This window comes from Cognatishimia sp. SS12, assembly GCF_028369055.1.
In the GTDB taxonomy this organism is placed as follows: domain Bacteria; phylum Pseudomonadota; class Alphaproteobacteria; order Rhodobacterales; family Rhodobacteraceae; genus Cognatishimia.
Map to the genome: position 1 here is coordinate 292,571 of NZ_JAQNCZ010000004.1, position 24,640 is coordinate 317,210.

General features: G+C 58.6%; 15 protein-coding genes. 14 read left to right on the forward strand and 1 reads right to left on the reverse strand.

What is annotated here, in order from left to right; genetic code table 11:
• Positions 1-15 precede the first annotated feature (15 nt).
• The 12 genes from N6L24_RS10915 to N6L24_RS10970 all read left to right on the forward strand — a co-directional run bounded on the left by N6L24_RS10915 (position 16) and on the right by N6L24_RS10970 (position 17,836).
• Positions 16-609, forward strand: coding sequence for an ANTAR domain-containing response regulator (locus N6L24_RS10915; protein WP_271844709.1), 594 nt, complete (start codon positions 16-18; stop codon positions 607-609).
• A complete protein-coding gene (locus N6L24_RS10920; RefSeq protein WP_271844710.1) occupies positions 606-1,784 on the forward strand; it encodes an ABC transporter substrate-binding protein in 1,179 nt (392 codons plus the stop codon). Before N6L24_RS10915 ends, N6L24_RS10920 begins: the two co-directional genes overlap by 4 nt.
• Before the next feature lie 235 nt (positions 1,785-2,019).
• Positions 2,020-3,384, forward strand: a complete 1,365-nt coding sequence (locus N6L24_RS10925; RefSeq protein WP_271844711.1) for a CmpA/NrtA family ABC transporter substrate-binding protein — start codon at positions 2,020-2,022, stop codon at positions 3,382-3,384.
• 57 nt (positions 3,385-3,441) lie between these two features.
• On the forward strand, positions 3,442-4,521 hold the full coding sequence (locus N6L24_RS10930; RefSeq protein ID WP_271844712.1) for an ABC transporter permease: 1,080 nt from the start codon (positions 3,442-3,444) through the stop codon (positions 4,519-4,521).
• 5 nt (positions 4,522-4,526) lie between these two features.
• Positions 4,527-6,221: an ABC transporter ATP-binding protein gene (locus tag N6L24_RS10935; RefSeq protein WP_271844713.1), complete on the forward strand. Its 1,695-nt coding sequence runs from the start codon at positions 4,527-4,529 to the stop codon at positions 6,219-6,221.
• 5 nt (positions 6,222-6,226) lie between these two features.
• Positions 6,227-8,671 carry a nitrite reductase large subunit NirB gene (gene nirB, locus N6L24_RS10940; protein WP_271844714.1) on the forward strand — a complete coding sequence of 815 codons (2,445 nt, stop codon included), beginning with the start codon at positions 6,227-6,229 and terminating at the stop codon, positions 8,669-8,671.
• Positions 8,668-9,000 carry a nitrite reductase small subunit NirD gene (gene nirD, locus N6L24_RS10945; RefSeq protein WP_271844715.1) on the forward strand — a complete coding sequence of 111 codons (333 nt, stop codon included), beginning with the start codon at positions 8,668-8,670 and terminating at the stop codon, positions 8,998-9,000. The genes nirB and nirD overlap by 4 nt, the downstream gene beginning before the upstream one ends.
• Positions 8,997-11,612: a nitrate reductase gene (locus tag N6L24_RS10950; protein ID WP_271844716.1), complete on the forward strand. Its 2,616-nt coding sequence runs from the start codon at positions 8,997-8,999 to the stop codon at positions 11,610-11,612. The genes nirD and N6L24_RS10950 overlap by 4 nt, the downstream gene beginning before the upstream one ends.
• Positions 11,613-11,614: 2 nt before the next feature.
• A complete protein-coding gene (locus N6L24_RS10955; protein WP_271844717.1) occupies positions 11,615-12,655 on the forward strand; it encodes a siroheme synthase in 1,041 nt (346 codons plus the stop codon).
• A 393-nt stretch (positions 12,656-13,048) separates the two neighbouring features.
• A complete protein-coding gene (locus N6L24_RS10960; RefSeq protein ID WP_271844718.1) occupies positions 13,049-14,983 on the forward strand; it encodes a PrkA family serine protein kinase in 1,935 nt (644 codons plus the stop codon).
• Between the two features lie 7 nt (positions 14,984-14,990).
• Positions 14,991-16,310: a YeaH/YhbH family protein gene (locus N6L24_RS10965; RefSeq protein ID WP_271844719.1), complete on the forward strand. Its 1,320-nt coding sequence runs from the start codon at positions 14,991-14,993 to the stop codon at positions 16,308-16,310.
• On the forward strand, positions 16,310-17,836 hold the full coding sequence (locus N6L24_RS10970) for a SpoVR family protein (RefSeq protein WP_271844720.1): 1,527 nt from the start codon (positions 16,310-16,312) through the stop codon (positions 17,834-17,836). The genes N6L24_RS10965 and N6L24_RS10970 overlap by 1 nt, the downstream gene beginning before the upstream one ends.
• Before the next feature lie 6 nt (positions 17,837-17,842).
• Here N6L24_RS10970 and N6L24_RS10975 read toward each other — a convergent pair whose 3' ends face one another.
• The gene (locus N6L24_RS10975; protein ID WP_271844721.1) at positions 17,843-20,275 is read right to left on the reverse strand and encodes an ATP-dependent helicase; all 2,433 of its coding nucleotides are present in this window, start codon (positions 20,273-20,275) and stop codon (positions 17,843-17,845) included.
• 500 nt (positions 20,276-20,775) lie between these two features.
• Here N6L24_RS10975 and N6L24_RS10980 point away from each other — a divergent pair, with 500 nt between their 5' ends.
• Both N6L24_RS10980 and N6L24_RS10985 read left to right on the forward strand, forming a co-directional pair.
• Entirely contained in the window at positions 20,776-24,216 is a 3,441-nt protein-coding gene (locus N6L24_RS10980) for a pyruvate carboxylase (RefSeq protein ID WP_271844722.1), read from the forward strand.
• A gap of 155 nt (positions 24,217-24,371) precedes the next feature.
• Positions 24,372-24,635, forward strand: a complete 264-nt coding sequence (locus N6L24_RS10985; RefSeq protein WP_271844723.1) for a hypothetical protein — start codon at positions 24,372-24,374, stop codon at positions 24,633-24,635.
• Positions 24,636-24,640: the final 5 nt, after the last annotated feature.

Below are 24,640 nucleotides of genomic sequence, written 5' to 3' on the forward strand. Positions count from 1 at the left end.
AACACGCCCCCGCCCATGTCGGCGAATCCAGACACATTGACCATTGTGATTGTCGAGCAGGACAAGCGCCGCGCGCTGGCCATTGTCGATAGCCTGAACGTCACCGGAGATTATGACATTCACGTTCTGGATGGCGAACGCGGCCTGGCGCGCTCGGTCGCGGACCTTGCCCCTGATGTTGTGCTGATCGATGTTGCCAACCCCTCGCGCGACACGATTGAACAACTGGCCTTGGCGTCTGGCCCGCTGGATCGCCCGGTGGCCCTTTTCGTGGATCGCAGCGATGCGCAGATGACCAGAACCGCGATTGAGGCGGGCGTCTCGGCCTATGTGGTGGACGGGTTGCAGAACGACCGCGTGAAACCGGTGATGGATGCGGCGATTGCGCGGTTTCAGATGTTCCAACGCATGCGCGTCGAGCTGGAAACCACCAAGCGCGCGCTTGAAGAACGCAAAGTGATTGACCGTGCCAAAGGACTGCTGATGAAGATGCGCGGCATCGACGAAGAGGCGGCCTATGCGCTCTTGCGTAAGACCGCGATGGATCAGGGCAAGCGCGTGCCGGATGTGGCGCGGGCGCTGGTGACTGCGGCGGACCTGCTGACATGAGTGGCACGGTTCTGAAGGCTGGTTTTATTCCACTGGTGGATGCAGCACCATTAATCGTGGCCAAGGAATTGGGGTTTGCCCAGGAAGAAGGTCTCGACCTTGAGCTGACCAGCGCCCCGAGCTGGTCCACCCTGCGTGACATGCTGGCCTTTGGCCAGATCGACGCCGCCCATATGCTTTCCCCCGTGCCTGTGGCCTCGGCCATCGGGCTGTTGCGGGGCTTGCCGCGACTCAATGCCCTGTCAGTCCTGTCGACAAATGGCACGGTGATCGGGGTCTCGCAGACCTTGGCCGCCGACATGGCGAAACACGGCTATCCGTTCGATTTCAACGATGCCGCCCGCGCCGGGGCGGCCCTGGCGCGGCAACCCCGCCCCATTCGCATTGGGGTGCCCTTTTTGCTGTCCATGCATGCCAGTCTGATTTCGGTCTGGCTCAAGGCCACGGGGCTGATCGAAGAGACGGATTTTCAAATTCTCGCCGTGCCCCCTTCGCTGATGGCCAATGCGATGAAAAACGGCGACCTCGATGCCTTTTGCGTCGGGGAACCATGGGGATCGCTGGCGGCTGAAAAGGCGGGCAGCGTCCTGATCCTGCCGGGGACCGCGATCTGGAGCTGCGCCCCGGAAAAAGTGCTGGCTGTGCGCGAGGATTGGGCCAACACCAATCCGGCCGTCACGGGCAAATTGATGCGCGCGGTCTGGCGCGCGGGCGAATGGTTGGCGCAGCCCGGCAATGTCACCATGGCGGCAGAAATCATGGCCACAAAGGGTGAACTGGGCGAAAGCGCCGATATGATCGACCGCGCACTGTTCGGGCGCATGCGCATTGATGAACAGGGCAGCATTCGCAACGCACCCGATTTCATGCGCTTCTCGGGCTATGACAATGGGTTTCCCTGGCAATCGCAGGCCGCCTGGATTGCGCGCAACCTTGCCCAGCGCTTTGGGCTGGATGTGGCAACCGCCATCAAAGCCGCCCATATGAGCTTCCGCAGCGATCTTTACCGGCAGAATCTGGCAGGGCTGAATGTCGACCTCCCGCTGGACTCCGCGAAAATTGAGGGGGCTTTTGCCGAGGATACGGCCGTGGCGGCCGTCCATGGGCAGATGATTCTCGCCAAAAACCACTTCTTTGATGGTCAAATATTCGACCCCGGCAAGATTTTTGCCTAATTGTTATGCAAACTCGCCGCGCTGCAGCAGAAACCTTCTGGAATTTCTCGCACTGCAGCATCGCGAGACGCATACTGAAATTGAAGCTTCGACAAAGATGTCGCGCTGACCAAATTTCTCCCGAAGATTCGGGAATTCCTGAGCAAAGCCGCTCGACACACCAGGCCACTCTCCTCCCTAGGCCTGGATTGTCGGCGGCTTTTTTTTCGCCAAATCGCCAACGCAAGGACTGAAAATGAAACGCATTGCATCTATTCTGCTGGCAAGCACCACCCTGGTGACACCAGCCCTCGCAGAGCTGGAACTGGAAAAAGACGAGCTGAAATTCGGCTTTATCAAGCTGACGGATATGGCCCCCCTCGCCGTTGCTTATGAGCAAGGCTATTTTGACGACGAAGGTCTGTTCGTCACCCTGGAAGCGCAGGCTAACTGGAAAGTGCTGCTGGATGGCGTGATCGACGGGCAACTGGATGGCGCGCATATGCTGGCAGGCCAACCCTTGGCTGCAACCATCGGCTATGGCACCGAAGCGCATATCATCACCCCATTCTCCATGGACCTGAACGGCAACGGCATCACCGTTTCCAACCAGATCTGGGAAGAGATGAAGCCGCACGTTCCGATGATGGACGATGGCCGCCCGCAGCATCCGATCTCTGCCGCCTCGCTGAAGCCGGTGGTCGAGCAGTATGCCTCCGAAGGCAAGCCGTTCAACATGGGCATGGTTTTCCCTGTCTCCACCCACAACTATGAAATCCGCTACTGGCTGGCCGCCGGTGGTCTGGAGCCAGGCTATTATTCGCCTGACAACATTTCAGGCCAGATCGGCGCAGATGTACTGCTGTCCGTGACCCCGCCCCCACAGATGCCAGCCACCATGGAAGCCGGCACGATCTATGGCTACAGCGTGGGTGAGCCTTGGAACCAACAGGCCGTGTTCAAGGGCATCGGTGTGCCGGTGATCACCGACTATGAGCTGTGGAAAAACAACCCTGAAAAAGTCTTCGGCATCACCGCAGAATTTGCCGAGGAATATCCCAACACCACGCTGGCCGTTGTCAAAGCGCTGATCCGCGCGGCGATGTGGCTGGACGAAAACGACAACGCCAACCGCGAAGAAGCGGTCAAGATCCTGTCGCAGCCTGAATATGTGGGCGCAGACTATGAGGTGATCGCCAACTCGATGACCGGCACCTTTGAATATGAAAAAGGTGACAAGCGCGACGTGCCTGATTTCAACGTGTTCTTCCGCTACAACGCGACCTACCCGTTCTATTCGGATGCGGTTTGGTATCTGACACAGATGCGCCGCTGGGGTCAGATCGCCGAAGCCAAGCCTGACAGCTGGTATGACGAAGTCGCCAAGTCGGTCTACAAGCCGGAAATCTACCTTGAGGCCGCGCGCCTGCTGGTGGACGAAGGTCTGGCGAACGAAGCGGACTTCCCATGGGGCAGCGATGGCTACAAAGCGCCCACCCCAGCCGAAGATATCATCGACGGCATCGCCTACGACGGCCGCACGCCAAACGCCTATCTTGAAAGCCTGCCGATCGGTCTGAAAGGCACCCAGACCGTCGTTTCCGGCGAAGTCAAAGGCTAACGCACGCCGCGGGGTGGCCGCCCTGGCCGCCCCGCCCGCTTACACAGGACCAGACCAATGACCGCAATCGATCCGCAAACCCTTTCCGAAGACCGCGAGGCGCGCCGCGCCCGGCTCTTTACCCGTATCAACAAGGCCGATGCCTGGTTCCAGGTGATTGGTGTGTCTTGGCTGACACCTATTCTGAAGGCCGCCGCCGGTGACAACCCACGCGCCCAGATGAAAGAAATCTGGCGGCTGCTCGGGGTGCCGCTTCTGGCCATCGCCGCCTTTCTACTGATGTGGGGCACGCTGGCCCCGAAAGTCCAAACCTCGCTCGGCGCGATTCCCGGCCCGGCGCAGGTCTGGACCGAAGCTGTGGTGCTGCACGAAGATGCGCAGGCCAAAGCTGAGAAAGAAGCCAAATTCAACGAACGTGTTGAAAAGCGTAACGCAAAGTTCATCGCCAATGGCGAGCCTGAAAAGGTCAAGAACATCGCATATACCGGCTCGCCCAGCTATTACGACCAGATCTGGACCTCGATCAAAACCGTGTTCTTCGGCTTTATTCTGGCCACAGTCGTGGCCGTGCCGATCGGTATTTTGGCGGGCCTCAGCCCAATTGCCAACTCGGCCGTTAACCCGATCATCCAGATCTTTAAACCCGTCTCGCCCCTCGCCTGGTTGCCGATTGTCACCATGGTGGTCTCTGCGACCTACACGGTGGATGACGGTCTGTTTTCCAAATCCTTCCTCACTTCTGCGATCACCGTGACGCTGTGTTCGCTCTGGCCAACGCTGATCAACACCGCATTGGGTGTGGCCAGCATCGACAAGGATCTGGTCAGCGTCTCCAAGGTTCTGAAAATGAACACCTGGACCAAGATCACCAAGCTGGTGCTGCCCTCGGCCCTGCCCCTGATCTTCACCGGTTTGCGCCTGTCTCTGGGTGTGGGCTGGATGGTGCTGATCGCCGCAGAAATGCTGGCGCAGAACCCGGGCCTTGGCAAATTCGTCTGGGATGAATTCCAGAACGGGTCTTCCAGCTCGCTCGCCAAGATCATGGTGGCTGTCTTCACCATCGGTATCATCGGCTTCATGCTGGACCGCGTGATGTACGCCATCCAGTCCCTCTTCACCTTCAGCTCGAACCGGTGATCGACATGGGTATCCTGAAATTTGATAATGTCAGCAAAGGTTTCGGTGAGGGCACAGCCCACACCGAGGTGCTGAAAGACATCTCGCTTGAGGTCAAAGAAGGTGAGTTTCTGGTTCTTCTGGGCTTTTCTGGCACCGGCAAGACCACCCTCATCAACCTGATGGCCGGGCTGGAAAAACCCACCAAAGGCAGCGTCACCTTCAAAGACCAGCCCATCACCGGCCCCGGTCCAGAGCGTGGCGTGATCTTTCAAAGCTACTCGCTCATGCCTTGGCTCACCGTGCATGGCAATGTCATGCTGGCGCTGGACTCTGTCTTTCCGAAAATGCCACGGGCTGAGAAAGAAGAAAAAGTCGCCCATTACATCAAAATGGTGGGCCTCAGCCATGCCACGACGCGCCGCCCCGCAGAACTTTCGGGCGGGATGCGTCAGCGTGTGAACGTGGCGCGCGCCTTGGCGATGAACCCAGAGGTTCTGTTGCTGGATGAGCCGCTGAGCGCGCTTGACGCGCTGACCCGCGCCAATCTGGCCGACGAGATTGAGGCAATCTGGCAAGCCGACAAAAAGACCTGCGTTCTGATTACCAATGATGTGGATGAGGCTGTTATTCTGGCGGATCGCATCATTGCGCTGAACCCGGATGGCACCTTGGGTGAAGAATTCACCGTCAGCCTGCCGCGCCCCCGCGACCGCATTGAAATGAATGACAACGACACATTCAAAGACCTGCGCGTGAAAATCACCAGCTATCTGATGGAAGTGGGCATCGAAAGCAAAGTCGAAGGCAGCCGCATCCTGCCGGATGTCACCCCGATTCACGGCGCGCCCAAGGCGGTGTCTGACGCGCAGAAAGGGATGATCGACAAGAACTTCCTCGATTTCTCGCAGCTGCACAAAGTCTACCCCACCCCCAAGGGTCCGTTGACCGTGGTCGAGGATTTCAATTTAAAGCTTGATCGCGGCGAATTCATTTCGCTGATCGGCCACTCGGGCTGCGGCAAATCCACCGTGCTGACCATGGCCGCCGGACTGAATGAAATCTCCAAAGGTGCCATCCGACTGGACGGGACCCACGTGATGGGCGCAGACCCAGAGCGCGCGGTGGTCTTTCAATCCCCCAACCTATTTCCCTGGCTGACCGCCAAGGAAAACGTCGCGATTGGTGTGAACAAAGTCTACCCGAAAGCCAGCCAGGGTGAACGCCAGGATGTGGTAGAATACTACCTTGAGCGCGTTGGCCTTGCCGATGCGATGGACCGCCCAGCCCATTCCATGTCCAACGGCATGAAACAGCGGGTTGGCATCGCGCGCGCCTTTGCGCTTTCGCCCAAACTGCTGCTGCTGGATGAACCCTTCGGCATGCTCGACAGCCTCACCCGCTGGGAGCTGCAAGAAGTGCTGATGGAAGTCTGGGACCGCACCAAGGTGACCGCGATCTGCGTCACCCACGATGTGGACGAGGCGATCCTGCTGGCCGATCGCGTGGTCATGATGACCAACGGCCCGCAGGCCACGATCGGCAAGATCGTCGATGTGGACCTGCCGCGCCCCCGCACCCGCAAAGCGCTGCTGGAACATCCGGACTACTACAAGTTCCGCCAGGAAGTCCTCGATTTCCTTGAAGAATACGAACACGGCGCAAAGCCGAAATCAAAATCCACCCCGAAAGAAGCCAAAGCTTCGATTGCTGCGGAGTGAAAGACATGAGTAAGAAACACCTCGTCATTATCGGCGCGGGCATGGCCTCGGGCCGCGCGCTGGAGCATCTGCTGGATGCCAACAAAGACGCCTATGACGTCACGCTGTTCAACGCCGAGCCGCGCGGTAACTACAACCGCATCATGCTGTCGCCGGTGCTGTCAGGCGAAAAGACCTATGAAGAGATCGTGACCCATGACGCGGACTGGTACGACGCCAATGGCGTGACCTGCCGCTTTGGCGAAAGCGTGGTCAGCATTGACCGCGAGAAAAAAATCGTCACCGGCGAAAACGGCGATGTGGCTTATGACAAGCTGCTGATTGCCTCTGGCTCTGCCCCCTTCATCATTCCTGTGCCCGGCAAGGATCTGGACGGCGTCATCGCCTACCGTGATCTGGAAGACACCAACACCATGATCACAGCCAGCGCAAAGCCGGGCGCCAAAGCTGTGGTAATCGGCGGTGGCCTGCTTGGTCTGGAGGCCGCCGCCGGCCTTAAAGCGCGCGGCATGGATGTGACCGTGCTGCACCTGATGGGCCACCTGATGGAACGCCAGCTGGACGAAGCGGCCGGGTATTTGCTGCGCCGCGCCTTGGAAGACAAGGGCATTGAAATCAAATGCCAGGCCTCGACCTCGGCCATTCTGGGCGAAGACAAGGTCGAAGCGGTGCTTCTGGACGACAAAACCGTTATCCCCGCAGATCTGGTAGTCATGGCGGTCGGCATTCGCCCCGAAACCCGCCTTGCGAACGATGCCGGTCTGAGTGTTGAACGCGGCATCACCGTGAACGATCAGATGGTGACATCTGACCCCGATATTCTGGCGGTTGGCGAATGTGTCGAGCATCGCGGCGCGCTGTTTGGGCTGGTCGCCCCGCTTTATGACCAAGCCAAGGTCGTCGCCAATACGCTGCTCGGCGAAGCCGCTGAATTTGCACCCAAAGAAGTGGCCACCAAGCTGAAGGTCACAGGCTGTGATCTCTTCAGCGCCGGTGATTTTGCCGAAGGGGAAGGCCGCGAAGACATCGTGTTCCGCGATCCGGCACGCGGCGTCTACAAGCGCCTCGTTCTGGAAGGCAACACGCTGGTGGGCGCGGTCATGTATGGCGACACGGCGGATGGCAATTGGTTCTTTGGCCTGATCAAAGACAAGACCGATATCTCTGAAATGCGCGAAACCCTGATCTTTGGTCCTGCCTATCAAGGGGGCGCCTCTGTGGACCCCATGGCGGCCGTTGCAGCCTTACCGCTTGATGCGGAGATCTGCGGTTGTAACGGTGTATGCAAAGGGCAGATCGTCGATGCCATTCAGGCCGGGGCAACCGACCTTGGCGCTGTGCGCGCCACCACCAAGGCCAGCGCGTCCTGCGGGACATGCACCGGCCTTGTGGAGCAGGTGCTGGCCAGCACCTTGGGTGATGATTTTGTCATGCCCGCTGCAGAAGCGGTCTGTGGTTGTACGGATCTGTCCCACGAAGATGTGCGCCGTTTGATCAAATCCAAAGAGCTGAAATCCCAGGCTGCGGTCTGGCAGGAACTGGGCTGGAACACGCCCAACGGCTGCCACGTCTGCCGCCCTGCGATCAACTATTACCTGCTCGCCGACTGGCCGCTGGAATATCAGGATGATCCGCAGAGCCGTTTCGTGAATGAACGCCGCCATGCCAACATCCAGAAGGATGGCACCTATTCGGTCGTGCCGCGCATGTTTGGCGGCATGACCACCCCGGATGAACTGCGCGCCATTGCGGATGCCGCTGACAAATACAATGTGCCCACGGTGCATGTCACCGGCGGTCAGCGCATCGACCTTTTGGGCGTCAGAGGCGAAGACCTCCCCGCCATCTGGCGCGATCTGAATGCCGCGGGCATGGTGTCAGGCCACGCCTATTCCAAGGGGCTGCGCACAGTGAAAACCTGTGTCGGCAAGGACCATTGCCGCTTTGGCACGCAGGACAGCTCGGGCCTTGGTGTGAAGCTCGAAAAGCACCTTTGGGGGGCCTGGACGCCGCATAAGCTCAAGCTCGGCGTCTCTGGCTGCCCGCGCAACTGCGCCGAAGCCACCTGCAAAGACATCGGTGTGGTCTGCGTTGACTCAGGCTATGAAATTTCGGTCGCAGGCGCGGCTGGCATGGATGTGAAGCAGACCGAATTGCTGTGTAAAGTCACCACCGAAGAAGAGGCGATGGAGGTGATCTCTGCCTTCACGCAGCTGTATCGCGAAAACGGCAAATACCTCGACCGTATTTACAAATGGGTCGCCAAGGTTGGGCTGGATTGGTGCATCGCGCAGGTCGTGGATGATCTGGAAAACCGCAAAGCGCTGGCAGAGCGGTTCGAGATTTCGCAATCCGTCTATCGTGATGATCCTTGGGCCAAATTGGCCACGCCAGAAGAAGCGCCGAAATTTGCGCCCATGGCAAACCTAAACCTGGAGGCTGCAGAATGAGCTGGCTGGATATTGGCGCAATCGACGACATTCCCCTGCGCGGGGCCCGCGTTGTGAAAACCGCGCTGGGATGCGTTGCGGTGTTTCGCACGGACGACAATGAGGTTTTTGCCACCTCTGATCGCTGCCCGCACAAGGGCGGCCCGCTGAGCGAAGGCATCGTGCATGGCCGCAAAGTCACCTGCCCTCTGCACAACTGGGTGTTTTCGCTGGAAAGCGGCGAAGCACAGGGCGCGGACGAAGGGCAGATCGCGACTTTTGCTGCCAAAGTGGAACAGGGCCGCATTCTGCTGGATGGGGCCGCGCTGCAGGCAAGGACAGCCGCATGACCCTCAAGACGACCTGCGCCTATTGCGGCACGGGCTGCGGCGTGCTGGCCACGCCCGGCCCAGACGGCATCAAGATCGCGGGTGATACCGAGCATCCGGCCAACTTTGGCCGGCTCTGCTCCAAAGGCTCGGCCTTGGGGGAAACCCTGATCGCCGACGGCCGCCTGCTGACGCCTGAGATCAATGGCCGACCCGCCAGTTGGGATACCGCGCTTGATCTGGTGGCGCAGCGATTTGCCGACACCATTGCCGAACATGGGCCGGATTCGGTGGCCTTTTATGTCTCGGGTCAACTGTTGACCGAAGACTATTATGTGGCCAACAAGCTGATCAAAGGCTACATGGGCACCGCGAATATCGACACAAATTCAAGGCTTTGCATGGCCTCGACCGTGGCGGGACACAAACGTGCTTTTGGCACCGATACCGTCCCCGGCACCTATGAGGATCTGGAAGAGGCCGATTTGATCGTGCTGGTCGGCAGCAACCTCGCCTGGTGCCATCCGGTGATCTACCAACGCATCGTCGCGGCAAAGGCCGCGCGGCCCGAGATGAAAGTCGTTAATATCGACCCGCGTCGCACCGCGACCTGCGATCTCGCCGATCTGCATTTGCAAATTGCCCCCGGCGCGGATGTGGCGCTGTTCAATCACCTGCTGGCCGCCAGCGCTGATCATGGGCTGATTGATCAAGGCTATGTGGCCGCGCACGTCGACGGCTTTGACGCCGCGCTTGAAGCCGCGCGCGCCGACGACGTCAGCGTCACAGGCCTTTCGCCTGAAGACATCGCCGCCTTTGTGGCGCTTTGGGCGGGCAGCGAAAAAGCCGTGACGGTCTTTTCCCAAGGGGTGAACCAATCCACCAGCGGGGCGGACAAGGTCAACGCCATCCTCAACTGCCATTTGGCCACTGGGCGCATTGGTCGCCCCGGCATGGGGCCGTTTTCGGTGACGGGACAGCCCAATGCCATGGGGGGGCGCGAGGTTGGTGGGCTTGCCAATATGCTGGCCTGCCATCTGGATGTGGAAAACGCGGATCACCGCGCTGCTGTACAAGACTTCTGGCAGGCCCCGACCCTACCGACCGTGTCGGGCCTGAAGGCTGTGGATATGTTTGACGCGGTGGAGCGCGGCGAGATCAAAGCCATCTGGGTCATGTGCACCAACCCCGCGCAATCCATGCCTGAGGCCGACCGCGTGCGCCAAGCGCTGATCGATTGCCCCTTTGTGGTCGTCTCAGAGATGTTCCCGACCACAGAAACCGCCGCGACGGCCGACGTGCTGCTGCCCGCCACCGGATGGGGCGAAAAGACCGGCACCGTCACCAACAGCGACCGCACCATCAGCCGCCAGCGTGCTTTGATGCCGCCGATGGGCGATGCGCGCCATGACTGGCAGATCATCTGCGATGTCGCCACGCGCATGGGCTGGGGGGCGGCATTTGATTTTGATGGCCCCGCAGCAATCTTCCGTGAACACGCGCAGCTGTCAGGTGTCGCGGCGGCGCTTGGCAAGGATTTTGACATCTCAGGTCTCGCTGAGATCAGCGATGCGGCGTATGACGCCCTCGCCCCGGTGCGTTGGCCGGTCTCGGCCGGCAAAACCGGCGGGCGTTTCTTTGCCGATGGCGGCTTTTTCACCGAGAGCGGCAAGGCCAACATGCTGCCCCTACGCCACCGCGCCCCGGCGACGGCCTTGTCCGAGGCCTACCCGCTGCGGCTGAACACCGGGCGCATTCGCGACCAATGGCACACCCAGACCCGCACGGGCCTGTCGGCGCGGCTGAACCAGCATATGGGCGAGCCGTATCTAGAGGTGCACCCCGAAGATGCATTGCGCCTTGGCTTGAAACCGGCCCATCTGGCCGCGATCAGCAGCCCCAATGGCCGCGCGATCTTGCGGGTGCTTGTTTCATCCAAAGTACAGAAGGGCACCGTGTTTGCCCCATTGCATTGGACGGCTGATATCGCCCCCACGGGCCGCATCAACGCGCTGGTCAATGCCAATGTTGACCCAGTATCAGGCCAGCCAGAAAGCAAGGCCATGGCAGTGCATGTCGCCCCCTATGAGGCAACATGGTTCGGCTATGCCGTCTGCGCGCACCCGATCACGGCCCCCGATGCCACCTATTGGGCCAAGGCGCGCACGGCGCAAGGCTGGCAATATGAGATGGCCGGCGCGACGCTGCCTGCGGATTGGGCGGCCTATGCCGAGGCCCTCTTTGGGATAACGGATATCGAGGTGAGCCAAGTCACCGGACCGGATCCTGCCAGCAGCCGCATCGCCTTTCACAAGGATGGCAAAGTCATCGCCGCGCTCTTTACCGCCGCGACGCCGGTTGCGGTCTCCCGGTCCTTTGTCAGCGATGCCCTTGGAGGGGAGGCCCCGATTTTGGCCGGTCGCCCCGGCGCAGATCAGCCCGACCCGGGGCCGGTCGTTTGCGCCTGCTTCAACGTCGGCGTCAACACCATCTTGCGCGCAATCGAAGATGGGCATCTAATGAGCGTTGAAGCCATTGGCACCGCGCTGCAAGCGGGCACAAACTGCGGCTCTTGTCGCCCGGAATTGTCCGCCTTGCTCAAACAGACATCGGTGCGCACCGCTGCGGAGTAGATATGCAAAGCTTTCCCATGTTCATCAAAACCACGGGTCGCCGCGTTATCGTGGCCGGTGGCGGGGAGCAGGCGGCGCAGAAATGCCGCCTGTTGCTGAAAACCGATGCCGAAATCACCGTACTCTCACAAACGCTGGACGATGAACTGGCGGCGCTGGCCGCTGCGGGAAAGATTGCACATGACGCCACCCCGGTGGGGAGGCACTCTTTTGCCGGGGCGGCCATGGGGTTTATTGCCACCGGCAGCCCGGTCGCCGATGTCTGCCTGCACGATATCGCGAAATGTGCCGGACTGCTGGTGAACGTTGTGGATCGCCCTGCGCTTTGCGATATCACCACGCCGTCGATTGTGGACCGCGACCCGGTGGTCATTGCCATCGGGACCGAAGGCACGGCCCCGGTGCTGGCGCGGCGCATCAAATCGCAGCTTGAACAATCGCTCGACCCGCAGCTTGGGCCCTTTGCCGCAGCGGCCGGGCGGCTGCGCGACATGGTGGCGCGCCACGTGCCACGCGAGCAGCGCCGCCAATTCTGGCGTGAGGTGTTCACAGGCGATATCTGGCGTCGGTTTCGCGCCGGTGCCGAGCGCGAGGCGCTGCTTGCATTGAAAGCGCGCATTCGCAACGGTGCTGCCGGTGCCCCGTTTGGCACAATCACTGTGATCGACACGGATGTTGGGGCGGCGGATCTGCTGCCTGTGCGCGCGGTGGAGCGGCTGCAGGAAGCGGATGAGATTTTTTACGAATCCGAAGCGGATGCAGCGATTCTGGAATTGGCCCGCCGCGATGCAGAGCGCCATCTTTTGGCCGGTGCAAACGGCGCGCAGCCCTGGCCGTTGCGTATGTGTATTACATTTGTGAAACGTGCCGCGAGCAACGGGCGTGCAATTGTCTGGCTGCGTAAAAAGGCAGCAGAAGACGCGGCGCTTAGCCATGCGCTTGGGGAAAACAGCGGCGATATTGCTGTGGAAATCCTCACCGCCGCGGGCAGCAAAACCGCAATGAATCAAGCGATTTTTTCAAAAGTCACTTCTGACATTTAACATAATAAATTCAACATCATCATGCCCCGTGCGGCCCAGGCTTGTGCGCGTATTTTAAGCGACCGGCACGATGAATTGATCACAGTTTACCCCTTAGCACTTCCATTTCGAAAAACCTGCCACAGATTCATATAGTAAGAAGCGCATTTTTGGTGTAGAATAAACCTATCAAAAACCGACCAAAAAGCTTTTAGCTTCAACTACTTCCCAGTTCGACCTCGGTCGTTTTGGGTCAAAAATATCGGTCGGACTAACGTGGCAATAGTCGAGTCTAATCCGAACATTCGCGCAGTCTGCGGTTGCCACGTCGTGGGCCAGATAGTGTTCCAAAGACTGCGCCGTAGCAGAACCCGAAAAGGAGTCCGGGCCCTTTACTTAGGAGGTAACGATCACATGAAAGATATCGTCGAGCTTTTTGCCGAGCAATATTCAGGCGCACGCGAACACGAGATGTCCCTGCATGACTATCTGTCTGCTTGCCGGGATGATCCCAGCATGTACGCCAATGTTGCAGAACGCATGCTCAAAGCAATTGGTGACCAGGAGCTGGTAGACACCTCCAAAGACGCCCGACTAGGCCCTATCTTTCAAAACCGCACGATCAAGCGCTATGCGGCCTTCAAAGATTTCTACGGCATGGAAGATACGATCGAACGGATCGTGGGGTATTTCCGTTATGCCGCGCAAGGGCTCGAAGAGCGCAAACAAATTCTTTATCTGCTGGGTCCAGTCGGGGGCGGCAAATCATCGCTCGCCGAACGGCTGAAGCGTCTGATCGAAGACCAGCCCATCTATGTGCTCAAAGCGGGCGACAAGATCAGCCCGATCTTTGAAAGCCCGCTGGGTCTGTTTGATCCGGTGAAAATGGGCGATCTGCTGGCGGATGAATATGGCATCGCCCATCACCGCCTGCCCGGCCTTATGTCGCCCTGGGCGGTGCGGCGACTGGATGAATTCGGCGGCGACATTTCAAAATTCTCCGTGGTAAAAATTCACCCTTCGCGCCTGCGCCGCATTTGCGTGGCCAAGGTTGAGCCGGGCGATGAGAACAATCAGGATATCTCAACCCTTGTAGGCAAGGTCGACATCCGCATGCTGGAACATTTCAGCCAGGATAACCCGGATGCCTATAGCTTTTCCGGCGGGTTGAACCGCGCAAGCCAGGGGATCTTGGAATTTGTCGAGATGTTCAAAGCCCCCATCAAAATGCTGCACCCGCTCCTGACCGCCACTCAAGAAGGCAACTACATGGGCACGGAAAGCTTTGGGGCGATCCCCTTTAACGGCTTGATCCTCGCCCACTCTAACGAAAGCGAATGGCAGCAGTTCAAGAACAACAAAAACAACGAGGCCTTTATTGACCGCGTCAGCATCGTCAAAGTGCCCTATTGCTTGCGCGTCACCGAAGAGGCGAAAATCTACGAAAAACTGCTGCAAAATTCCGAGCTGAAAGATGCGCCATGTGCGCCAGAAACGCTGAAAATCCTCAGCCGTTTTTCCGTGTTGTCGCGCCTGAAGCCGCATGAGAATTCCAACCTTTATAGCAAGATGCGCGTCTATGATGGCGAAAGCCTGAAAGACACGGACCCCAAGGCCAAGACGGTTCAGGAATATCAGGATGCCGCGGGCGTGGATGAAGGCATGAACGGCGTGTCCACACGCTTTGCCTTTAAGGTGCTGTCCAATGTGTTCAACTATGACACGCAAGAGGTCGCCGCTGATCCGGTGCATCTGATGTACATCCTTGAACAGATGATCAAACGCGAGCAATTCCCAAAAGAGACCGAAGCGCAGTATCTGGAATTCATCAAGACCGATCTTGCCTCTCGCTATGAGGAATTCATCGGCAATGAAATTCAAAAGGCCTATCTGGAAAGCTACACGGAATACGGCCAGAACGTCTTTGACCGCTATATTTCATATGCCGACGCCTGGATCGAAGAACAGGATTACAAAGATCCAGATACTGGCCAGCTCTACAACCGCGAAATTCTGGACGCTGAGCTGAGCAAAATTGAAAAACCCTGCGGCATCGCCAACCCGAAAGACTTCCGCAACGAGGTGGTGAAATTCTCGCTCCGGCATCGTGCCAATACTGGGCAGAACCCAGCTTGGCACAGCTATGAAAAACTGCGGGACGTGATCGAAAAGCACATGTTCAGCCAGGTCGAAGAGCTGCTGCCAGTCATCAGCTTTGGCAGCAAGAAGGACAGCGAGACCGAAAGCAAGCACATGGAGTTCGTGCGGCGCATGAATGAACATGGCTATACGGATCGACAGGTCCGGCGGCTGGTTGAATGGTACATGCGCGTCAATAAGGCGGGGTAAGCGCCAGATGCATCACTTCATTGACAGACGCCCCAATCCGAAAGGCAAAAGCCTTGGAAACCGCCAGCGGTTTCTAAGGCGTGCCAAGGAGAACATCAAAAAGATGGTCGATCGGTCGGTGCGTCAGAAATCAGTGACCGACGCGGACCCTTCGGGCGGCGAAGAAGTGACGATCCCGGCCAAGGGCATCAAGGAACCGTTTTTTGCCTCCTCCCCCAAAGGGGGCTTTCGCCGCCATGTGCTGCCCGGCAACAAGGATTTTGTGGTGGGCGACGCGATCCCCCGACCCAAAGGCGGCGCGGGCGAAGGGGGGCGCAAGGCCTCTGAGGATGGCGAAGGCGAAGATGGGTTTTCCTTTACCCTCACCCGCGATGAATATCTCGAAATCCTCTTCGAAGGGCTTGAGCTGCCCGATCTGGTGAAGAAAAACACCTTTGAGATGGAAACATCCGGCACGCGGCGTGCCGGGCTGACCACGGCGGGCACGCCCAATAATCTTAATCTTGTCCGCACCATGCGCAATTCTCTGGGTCGCCGCATCGCGCTGCGTCGCCCCTCGCAGGCCAGCTTTCAGGCCGTTGTCGATGAATTGGCCAAACTCGAAGACATCGACGCACCGGATGAGGAGCTGCAAGCGCGGATTGCGGCCTTGCAGGAAAAACTGGCGCTGCTGGAACGGCGGCGCAAGCTGGTGGGCTATATCGATCCGATTGATCTGCGTTTCGACACCCATGTGCCCGAGAAAATCCGCAACTCCAAAGCGGTGGTGTTCTGCCTGATGGATGTCTCAGGGTCCATGCAGGAACGCGAAAAGGACTTGGCCAAGCGGTTCTTTATGCTTCTGCATTTGTTTCTTGAACGTGCCTATGAACATACCGAGGTGGTCTTTATCCGGCACACCCATCATGCCCAAGAGGTGGACGAGGAAACGTTCTTTTACGCCCGCGAAACCGGGGGCACCATTGTCAGCACCGCATTGAAAAAGATGCAGGAGATCATCGAAGAGCGCTATCCGGTAGACGAGTGGAACATCTATGGCGCGCAGGCCAGCGATGGCGAAAATTTCGGCAACGACAGCGAAAAATGCCGCCAGATCCTGTCTGAGGTGCTGCTGCCGAGCTGCCAATATTACGCTTATGTCGAAATCGTCGAAGAGAGCGACGAAAAACTGCTGGCCGACGCCGAAGAAGGGGCCGATCTCTGGCAGAACCTGCGACAGGTCGAAGCCAAATTCCCCCAATTTGAAATCCGCCGCGTGGCCGAGCCGGGCCACATCTACCCCATATTCCGCGAGCTTTTTGCCGCGGGTAAATCGGAGGGCCGCTGATGCCAGATCTGCTGTTTGACGGACCGGAATGGACATTCGAGCTGCTGAGCAAAGCCCATGACGCCATTGAAGAGATCGCGCTGAACGAGCTGGGCCTGGATATCTACCCCAATCAAATCGAAATCATCAGCGCCGAACAAATGCTGGACGCCTATTCCTGCGTCGGCATGCCGCTGATGTATCAGCATTGGTCCTTTGGCAAACGTTTTGCCCGTGATGAGGCGCTTTATCGCACGGGCCGTCAGGGGCTGGCCTATGAGATCGTCATCAATTCCAACCCCTGCATCAGCTACAACATGGAAGAAAACACCATGGCGATGCAGACGCTGGTGATGGCGCATGCGGCCTTTGGGCATAATCACTTTTTCAAGAACAACTATCTGTTCCAGAACTGGACCGACGCCTCTGCCATTCACGACTACCTCGCCTTTGCCAAGAATTTCATTGCCGGCTGCGAGGAACGCTATGGCATTGATGCGGTCGAGGAAATTCTGGATGCGGCCCATGCGCTGCAGACGCAGGGCGTGTTCCGCTATGGTCGCCCGCCGCGCCCTACCGCTGAGGAACTGCAAGCCATTCAGCAGCAGCGTCAGGGGTTCGAAGACCAGAAATCCGTGCTCGATCTGTGGACAGAAAACGCCATGCGCGCGGAAACCAACCTGAATGAGCTGAAAGACTCAGCCCTTAGCGACCGTCAGGCCGCGATGAACCTGCCACAGGAGAATATCCTCTATTTCCTGGAAAAGCACAGCCCGGTGCTGGAGGCATGGCAGCGCGAAATTCTGCGGATTGTGCGCTATCTGGCGCAGTATATGTACCCGCAGAAACAGACCAAGGTGATGAACGAAGGCTGCGCCACCTATACCCATTATCTGATCATCAACCGTTTGCTAGAAAAGGGGCTGATCACCGACGGCGCCTTTATGGAGATGATGCACAGCCATACCAATGTGGTGTTGCAGCCGGAATTTGATGATCCGCGCTATGGCGGGCTGAACCCCTATGCGCTTGGCTTTGCGATGATGCAGGACATTCGGCGCATCTGCGAGGCCCCGACCGAGGAAGACCGCGAATGGTTTCCGTCCTTTGCCGGAAATCCGGATTGGATGGCGGTGCTGCGCGACGCCTGGGCCAATTACCGCGACGAAAGTTTCATCCTGCAATTCCTGTCACCGCATCTGATCCGCAAGTTCAAGCTGTTCATGCTGGCCGATGACGCCAAACAGGCCAATCTGATCGTCAGCCATATCCACAACCGGCAGGGCTATCGCGATATCCGCGCCGCGCTCGCGCAGTCCTATGACCTTGCCTATCAGGAACCTGACATACAGGTCCAAGACGCCGATCTGCGCGGCGATCGGGTGCTGAAACTGACCCATGCGGTGCGCGACGGCATCGTGCTGGACCCCAAGAACCGCGATGAGGTGCTCAAACACGTGCGCCGCCTTTGGGGTTATGATGTCAGTATGACGGCGAGTGACCACAAGACCGGTACGCGCATGTCACATGTGTCGACGGCCGCCTGATGGGGGCTAGAACGGGATATCAGTTGAAGCAGTTACGAATTTGGCCACGACCTTTTTTTCACCGGCCTTGTCAAATTCAACAACAAGCTTGTCGCCTTCGATCTCCATGATCTCGCCATAGCCGAATTTCTGGTGGAACACCCGGTCGCCAACGGCAAAGCTGCTGACCGCCTCAAGGTCAATCACCGTGTTGCGGCTTTCTTTTGGTTGGCTCAGACCGCGCTGTCCGGCGCGGTCCTGCATGCGTTTCCAGCCCGGCGAATTATAGGTGTTGGCGCTGTCCATCTTGGCCTGCAGGTTGGATCCGAAATCCCCCGCCGCACCGCCATAGCCGCCCCCATATAGGCCGGGGGCCGTCAGCACATCGACATGCGCCTCGGGCAGCTCGTCAATAAAGCGGCTGGGCAGCTGGCTTTGCCATTGACCAAAGACTTGCCGATTGCCGACAAAGCTGATGGTGCACACCTCTTCGGCGCGGGTGATGCCGACGTAGGCTAGGCGGCGTTCTTCTTCCAGCCCTTTAAGGCCGCTTTCATCCATCGAACGTTGCGAGGGAAACAGCCCATCTTCCCAGCCGGGCAGAAAGACCACCGGAAATTCCAACCCTTTGGCGGCATGCAGCGTCATGATCGAGACCTTTGGCTCGTCCTTTTCGGTCTCATTGTCCATGACAAGGCTGACATGTTCGAGGAACCCTTGCAGGTTGTCAAAATTATCCAGCTGACCCACCAACTCCTTGAGGTTTTCCAGCCGCCCGGGTGCCTCTGGCGTTTTGTCGTTCTGCCACATGGCCGTGTAGCCGGATTCATCCAGAATGATTTCGGCCAGCTCTGTGTGGGGGATATTGTCGCCATGCGGCACGGTCTGCATCGCTGAGAGCGTCAGCTCTTCATCAATGACCTCAGTGTCATCGCCGGGCACTTCGATCACGCGCTGCACAGCCATGCCGCGCCAGCGGTCCAGCCCGTCAATCAGCAGCGCCAGCTCTTTGGCCCCTTTGCCGCCGATGCCTTTTTGCGCCAGCAGGATACGCGCGCCTTCGATCAGCGAGACGCCATTGTTGCGCGCGCAGGTCTGGATCTTCTGCTGCGCCACATTGCCAAGGCCCCGTTTGGGCGTGTTCACGATCCGCTCAAACGCAAGGTCATCTTCGGGTGTCACCACGCAGCGGAAATAGGCCATGGCATCGCGGATCTCCATCCGCTCGTAAAACCGCGGCCCGCCAATCACGCGATACGGCAGGCCAATGGTCAAAAACCGATCTTCAAACGCGCGCATCTGGTGGCTGGCGCGTACGAGGATCGCCATATCCTCAAGGCTGCGCGGCCCCTGCCCGCGGGTGCCACGCTGCATGGCCTCCAACTCTTCGCCAATCCAGCGCGCTTCCTCTTCGCCGTCCCAATGCCCAATAAGGCGCAGTTTCTCGCCCTCGGTCGCCTCAGTCCAAAGCGTTTTGCCAAGACGGTTTTCATTGCCCGCGATCACCGCCGAAGCCGCCGCCAGAATATGCGGGGTGGAGCGGTAATTCTGCTCCAGCCGCACCACATGCGCGCCGGGGAAATCTGTTTCAAACCGCAGAATGTTGCCAACTTCGGCGCCGCGCCAGCCATAGATCGACTGATCATCATCACCGACGCAGCAAATATTCTTGTGCTCCTGCGCCAAAAGCCGCAGCCACAGGTACTGCGCGACGTTGGTATCCTGATATTCGTCGACCAGAATGTACTTAAACCAGCGCTGATATTGCTGCAGCACATCTTCGTGCTTTTGGAAGATCACCACCATGTGCAGCAGCAGATCGCCAAAATCGACGGCATTTAATTCGCGCAGGCGGGTTTGGTATTGCTGATACAATTCCCCGCCCTTGTGGTTAAACGCCCCGGCGTCGGCTGAGGGCAGCCGGTCCGGCGTCAGCGCGCGGTTTTTCCAGCCGTCAATCAGCCCGGCAAGCTGGCGCGCGGGCCAGCGTTTTTCGTCGATGCCCGCCGCCTGGATCAATTGCTTGAGCAGCCGCACCTGATCATCGGTGTCCAAAATGGTGAAGTTGCTTTTCAGCCCCACCAATTCCGCATGACGGCGCAGCAGTTTGACGCAGATCGAGTGAAACGTGCCCATCCAGGGCAAGCCCTCGATCTGCTGCCCCATCATGCGGCCGACGCGGTTTTTCATTTCGCGCGCGGCTTTGTTGGTAAATGTCACCGCCAGAATTTCATTGGTATGGGCGCGCCCTGTGTTGAGCAGGTGCACAATCCGTGTGGTCAGCGCCTTGGTTTTTCCCGTCCCGGCCCCAGCCAACATCAGGACTGGACCGTCGAGTTTTTCGACGGCCTCGCGCTGTGCGGGGTTTAGTTCATCCAGATAAGGCGATGGGCGCGCGGCCATGGCGCGCTGGCTCAGCGGCACATTCGCAAGATCATCAAATTCATCATAACTGCTCATGGCGGGACAATAGCTTGCGCGCGTGCGGTTGAAAAGCGGCGTTCTCTAAATGTTCCAGCGGGGCAGCCGAAAATTGCAAAGAGCTGCAATAACGTTTTGTGCGGGGCGTTATCGCGGGGCGCATACTGGCACCTTGCAGTCGCCCGCGGGGGCGAGAGAGCGATTCTGTGGTGGATCAAGATAAAAAATCCTGCGGCACGTCCTGCGCGGAACCGGCGAATTTCCAGCAAAGCAGAAATCCATCCACCAGACCGACCGAAATTTACGCATCAAGGTAAACATACTTGACCTTTAAAGTGCCGTTAGCGCTAAAATTTACGAAAAAAACGGATTTTTTCTGCACCTGCACAATTTTTTTAATGAAAAAGGGTACGAAATAATACACAACACCGCGAAAGCAGGTTTCTCATTTTTTGCGATGGTACACCGAATCCAAGGTGAACGCCGAATGCATGAGGGCTTGTGTCAAGGACAGTGACCAAAGGAAGGCCCCAGATCTGATGACAGATTTCCGTAAAATTCTGATAGCGAACCGTGGCGAAATCGCCATTCGCGTGATGCGCGCAGCCAATGAAATGGGGAAGCAGACCGTTGCTGTCTATGCCGAAGAAGACAAGCTGAGCCTGCACCGCTTTAAGGCTGACGAAGCCTACCGCATTGGCGAGGGCATGGGCCCCGTGGCCGCCTATCTCAGCATTGACGAAATCATCCGAGTGGCGCGCGAATCCGGCGCGGACGCGATCCACCCCGGCTATGGGCTGCTGTCCGAGAACCCTGAATTTGTCGACGCTTGCGCGGCCAATGGCATCACCTTTATTGGCCCCAAAGCCGAAACCATGCGCGCCCTTGGCGACAAAGCTTCGGCGCGCCGCGTCGCGGTTGAAGCCGGTGTACCCGTCATCCCTGCCACCGAGGTGCTCGGCGATGACATGGCGGCCATCAAGAAAGAAGCGGGTGAGGTTGGATATCCGCTGATGCTCAAGGCCTCCTGGGGCGGCGGCGGACGCGGCATGCGCCCGATCTTTGGCGAGGACGAGCTGGAAGAAAAAGTTCTGGAAGGTCGCCGCGAGGCCGAAGCCGCCTTTGGTAATGGCGAGGGTTATCTGGAAAAGATGATCACCAAGGCGCGCCACGTCGAGGTTCAAATTCTGGGCGACAAACACGGCGGCATGTACCACCTTTATGAACGCGATTGTTCGGTGCAGCGCCGCAACCAAAAAGTGGTGGAACGTGCGCCAGCCCCCTACCTGACCGAAGAACAGCGCGCAGAGATCTGCGAGCTGGGCTATAAGATCTGTAAGCACGTTAACTATGAATGCGCCGGTACCGTTGAATTCTTGATGGATATGAACACCGGCAAGTTCTACTTCATCGAAGTGAACCCGCGTGTGCAGGTGGAACATACCGTCACCGAAGAAGTCACCGGTATCGACATCGTGCAGGCCCAGATCCTGATCGCGGAAGGCAAAACCATTGCCGACGCCACCGGCAAAGCCGCGCAGGAAGATATCCGCCTGAACGGCCATGCGCTGCAAACCCGCGTGACCACCGAAGATCCGACCAACAACTTCATCCCGGATTACGGCCGCATCACGGCCTATCGCTCGGCCACCGGCATGGGCATTCGTCTGGATGGCGGCACCGCCTATTCTGGCGGCGTGATCACCCGCTATTACGACTCTCTGCTGACCAAGGTCACGGCTTGGGCGCAGACCCCGGAAAAAGCCATCGCCCGCATGGACCGCGCCCTGCGCGAATTCCGTATTCGCGGCGTGTCCACCAACATCGCCTTTGTCGAAAACCTGCTGAAGCACCCGACCTTCCTGGATTATTCTTACACCACGAAGTTCATCGACGAGACGCCAGAGCTGTTTGACTTCAAAAAACGTCGTGACCGCGGCACCAAGGTTCTGACCTATATCGCTGACATTTCGGTCAACGGTCATCCAGAGACCGAAGGCCGCCCGGCCCCGGCCGAAGGTCTGAAACTGCCTGTGCCCCCCGCCAAGAAAGCCGAGCCAGCCTATGGCACGCGCAATCTGCTGGAGCAGAAGGGCCCCAAGGCCGTGGCCGACTGGATGAAGCAGCAAAAACAACTGCTGCTCACGGACACCACCATGCGCGACGGGCACCAATCTCTGCTGGCCACGCGCATGCGCTCGATCGATATGCTCAAGGTGGCGCCGGCTTATGCCGCCAACCTGCCACAGCTGTTCTCGGTCGAATGCTGGGGGGGCGCGACATTCGATGTGGCCTATCGCTTCTTGCAGGAATGCCCTTGGCAACGCCTGCGCGATCTGCGCGAACGTATGCCAAACGTGATGACGCAGATGCTGTTGCGCGCCTCAAACGGGGTTGGGTACACCAACTACCCGGACAATGTGGTGCAAAGCTTTGTGGCGCAGGCCGCGAAATCCGGCATTGATGTCTTCCGCGTGTTTGACAGCCTGAACTGGGTTGAAAACATGCGCGTTGCAATGGACGCCGTGATCGAAGCGGATAAGGTCTGCGAAGGCACAATCTGTTATACCGGCGATCTGCTGGACCCAAGCCGCAGCAAATACGACGTGAAATATTACGTCGGCATGGCCAAAGAGCTGGAAGCAGCAGGGGCGCATGTGCTGGGCCTGAAGGATATGTCCGGCCTGCTGAAACCAGCCTCGGCGCGCATTCTGATCCGTGCCCTCAAGGAAGAAACCGGCCTGCCGATCCACTTCCATACCCATGACACATCAGGCATTGCGGGCGCGACCATTCTGGCGGCGGCAGATGCGGGCGTGGATGCGGTGGATGCCGCAATGGACGCCTTCTCTGGCGGCACTTCGCAGCCTTGCCTTGGCTCGATCGTCGAAGCCCTGCGCAACACAGATCGCGACACCGGGCTGGATATCAAAGCCATCCGCGAGATCAGCGAATATTGGGAAGGCGTGCGCGCGCAATATACCGCGTTTGAAAGCGGCCTCGCAGCCCCGGCCTCTGAGGTTTACCTGCACGAGATGCCCGGTGGTCAGTTCACCAACCTGAAGGCGCAGGCGCGTTCACTGGGGCTCGAAGAGCGCTGGCATGAGGTCGCCCAGACCTATGCCGACGTGAACCAGATGTTCGGCGATATCGTGAAAGTGACGCCAAGCTCCAAGGTTGTGGGCGACATGGCGCTGATGATGGTCAGCCAGGGCCTCAGCCGCGATGATGTGGAAAACCCCAAGAAGGAAGTGGCCTTCCCCGACTCTGTCGTCGACATGATGCGCGGCAATCTGGGCCAACCGCCCGGCGGTTTCCCAAAAGGCATCGTCGACAAGGTTCTGAAAGGCGAAGCGCCGAATACCGAGCGCCCGGGTAAACACCTGCCGCCCGTGGATCTGGAGGCAACACGAGCCGAATTGTCCGCGGAACTCAACGGGTTTGAGGTCGATGACGAGGACCTCAATGGCTATCTGATGTATCCCAAGGTGTTCCTGGACTATATGGGACGTCACCGCCAGTATGGCCCCGTGCGCACTCTGCCGACCCGCACCTTCTTTTACGGCATGGAGCCGGGCGAAGAGATCACCGCTGAGATCGACCCTGGTAAGACGCTGGAAATTCGCCTGCAGGCGATTGGCGAGACCAATGAAGATGGCGAAGTCAAAGTGTTCTTTGAGCTGAACGGTCAGCCGCGTGTGATCCGCGTGCCCAACCGTCTGGTCAAGGCCTCCACCGCGCAGCGGCCCAAGGCCGAGGTCGGCAATGCCAACCATGTCGGCGCGCCGATGCCCGGTGTTGTGGCCAGCGTGGGTGTCAGCGTCGGTCAGGCGGTCAAGGAAGGCGATCTGCTGCTCACCATCGAAGCGATGAAGATGGAGACCGGCATTCACGCTGAGCGCGACGCAACCGTCAAGGCGGTGCATATCACGCCCGGCGGCCAGATTGACGCAAAAGACCTGCTGGTCGAGCTGGAATAAACGCCACGCCCTGCCACTCACACAAACCGCAGCCCGACCCGGCTGCGGTTTTTTTACCTCTGTGCGTCATGCGCGTGCGCGCGCCAATATCAGCTTTTGCGCTTGCGGCGGAACTGTGCTCAGATGGGCAAAAGACCAATCAAAAAGGCCAAACCGTGAAATCAACATTCGCATTGCTGATCGCTCTGACAACCGTAGCCGCCTGCCAGACCACCGGAACACTCAGCAGTGGCGGGTTTATCCGCGAATTGCCTGAGGGCGTGTTGGAGATTGCCGACCCCAGCCAGGATCTGACGGCCGTGACATTGCGTGAAGAAGATGGCTGTTATTGGTACCGGCACGTAGGCCCAGTGGAAACCACGCTATTGCCGTTGCGCAACAAAGAGGGCCGCCCGATTTGCACGCGCGCGCAGACCTGACCGCG

Bases quoted from the DNA above. Each gene is read 5' to 3' on its own strand.
- N6L24_RS10915 (WP_271844709.1), top strand. From the start codon at position 16: ATGTCGGCGAATCCAGACACATTGACCATTGTGATTGTCGAGCAGGAC.
- N6L24_RS10920 (WP_271844710.1), top strand. From the start codon at position 606: ATGAGTGGCACGGTTCTGAAGGCTGGTTTTATTCCACTGGTGGATGCA.
- N6L24_RS10925 (WP_271844711.1), top strand. From the start codon at position 2,020: ATGAAACGCATTGCATCTATTCTGCTGGCAAGCACCACCCTGGTGACA.
- N6L24_RS10930 (WP_271844712.1), top strand. From the start codon at position 3,442: ATGACCGCAATCGATCCGCAAACCCTTTCCGAAGACCGCGAGGCGCGC.
- N6L24_RS10935 (WP_271844713.1), top strand. From the start codon at position 4,527: ATGGGTATCCTGAAATTTGATAATGTCAGCAAAGGTTTCGGTGAGGGC.
- nirB (WP_271844714.1), top strand. From the start codon at position 6,227: ATGAGTAAGAAACACCTCGTCATTATCGGCGCGGGCATGGCCTCGGGC.
- nirD (WP_271844715.1), top strand. From the start codon at position 8,668: ATGAGCTGGCTGGATATTGGCGCAATCGACGACATTCCCCTGCGCGGG.
- N6L24_RS10950 (WP_271844716.1), top strand. From the start codon at position 8,997: ATGACCCTCAAGACGACCTGCGCCTATTGCGGCACGGGCTGCGGCGTG.
- N6L24_RS10955 (WP_271844717.1), top strand. From the start codon at position 11,615: ATGCAAAGCTTTCCCATGTTCATCAAAACCACGGGTCGCCGCGTTATC.
- N6L24_RS10960 (WP_271844718.1), top strand. From the start codon at position 13,049: ATGAAAGATATCGTCGAGCTTTTTGCCGAGCAATATTCAGGCGCACGC.
- N6L24_RS10965 (WP_271844719.1), top strand. From the start codon at position 14,991: ATGCATCACTTCATTGACAGACGCCCCAATCCGAAAGGCAAAAGCCTT.
- N6L24_RS10970 (WP_271844720.1), top strand. From the start codon at position 16,310: ATGCCAGATCTGCTGTTTGACGGACCGGAATGGACATTCGAGCTGCTG.
- N6L24_RS10975 (WP_271844721.1), bottom strand. From the start codon at position 20,275: ATGAGCAGTTATGATGAATTTGATGATCTTGCGAATGTGCCGCTGAGC.
- N6L24_RS10980 (WP_271844722.1), top strand. From the start codon at position 20,776: ATGACAGATTTCCGTAAAATTCTGATAGCGAACCGTGGCGAAATCGCC.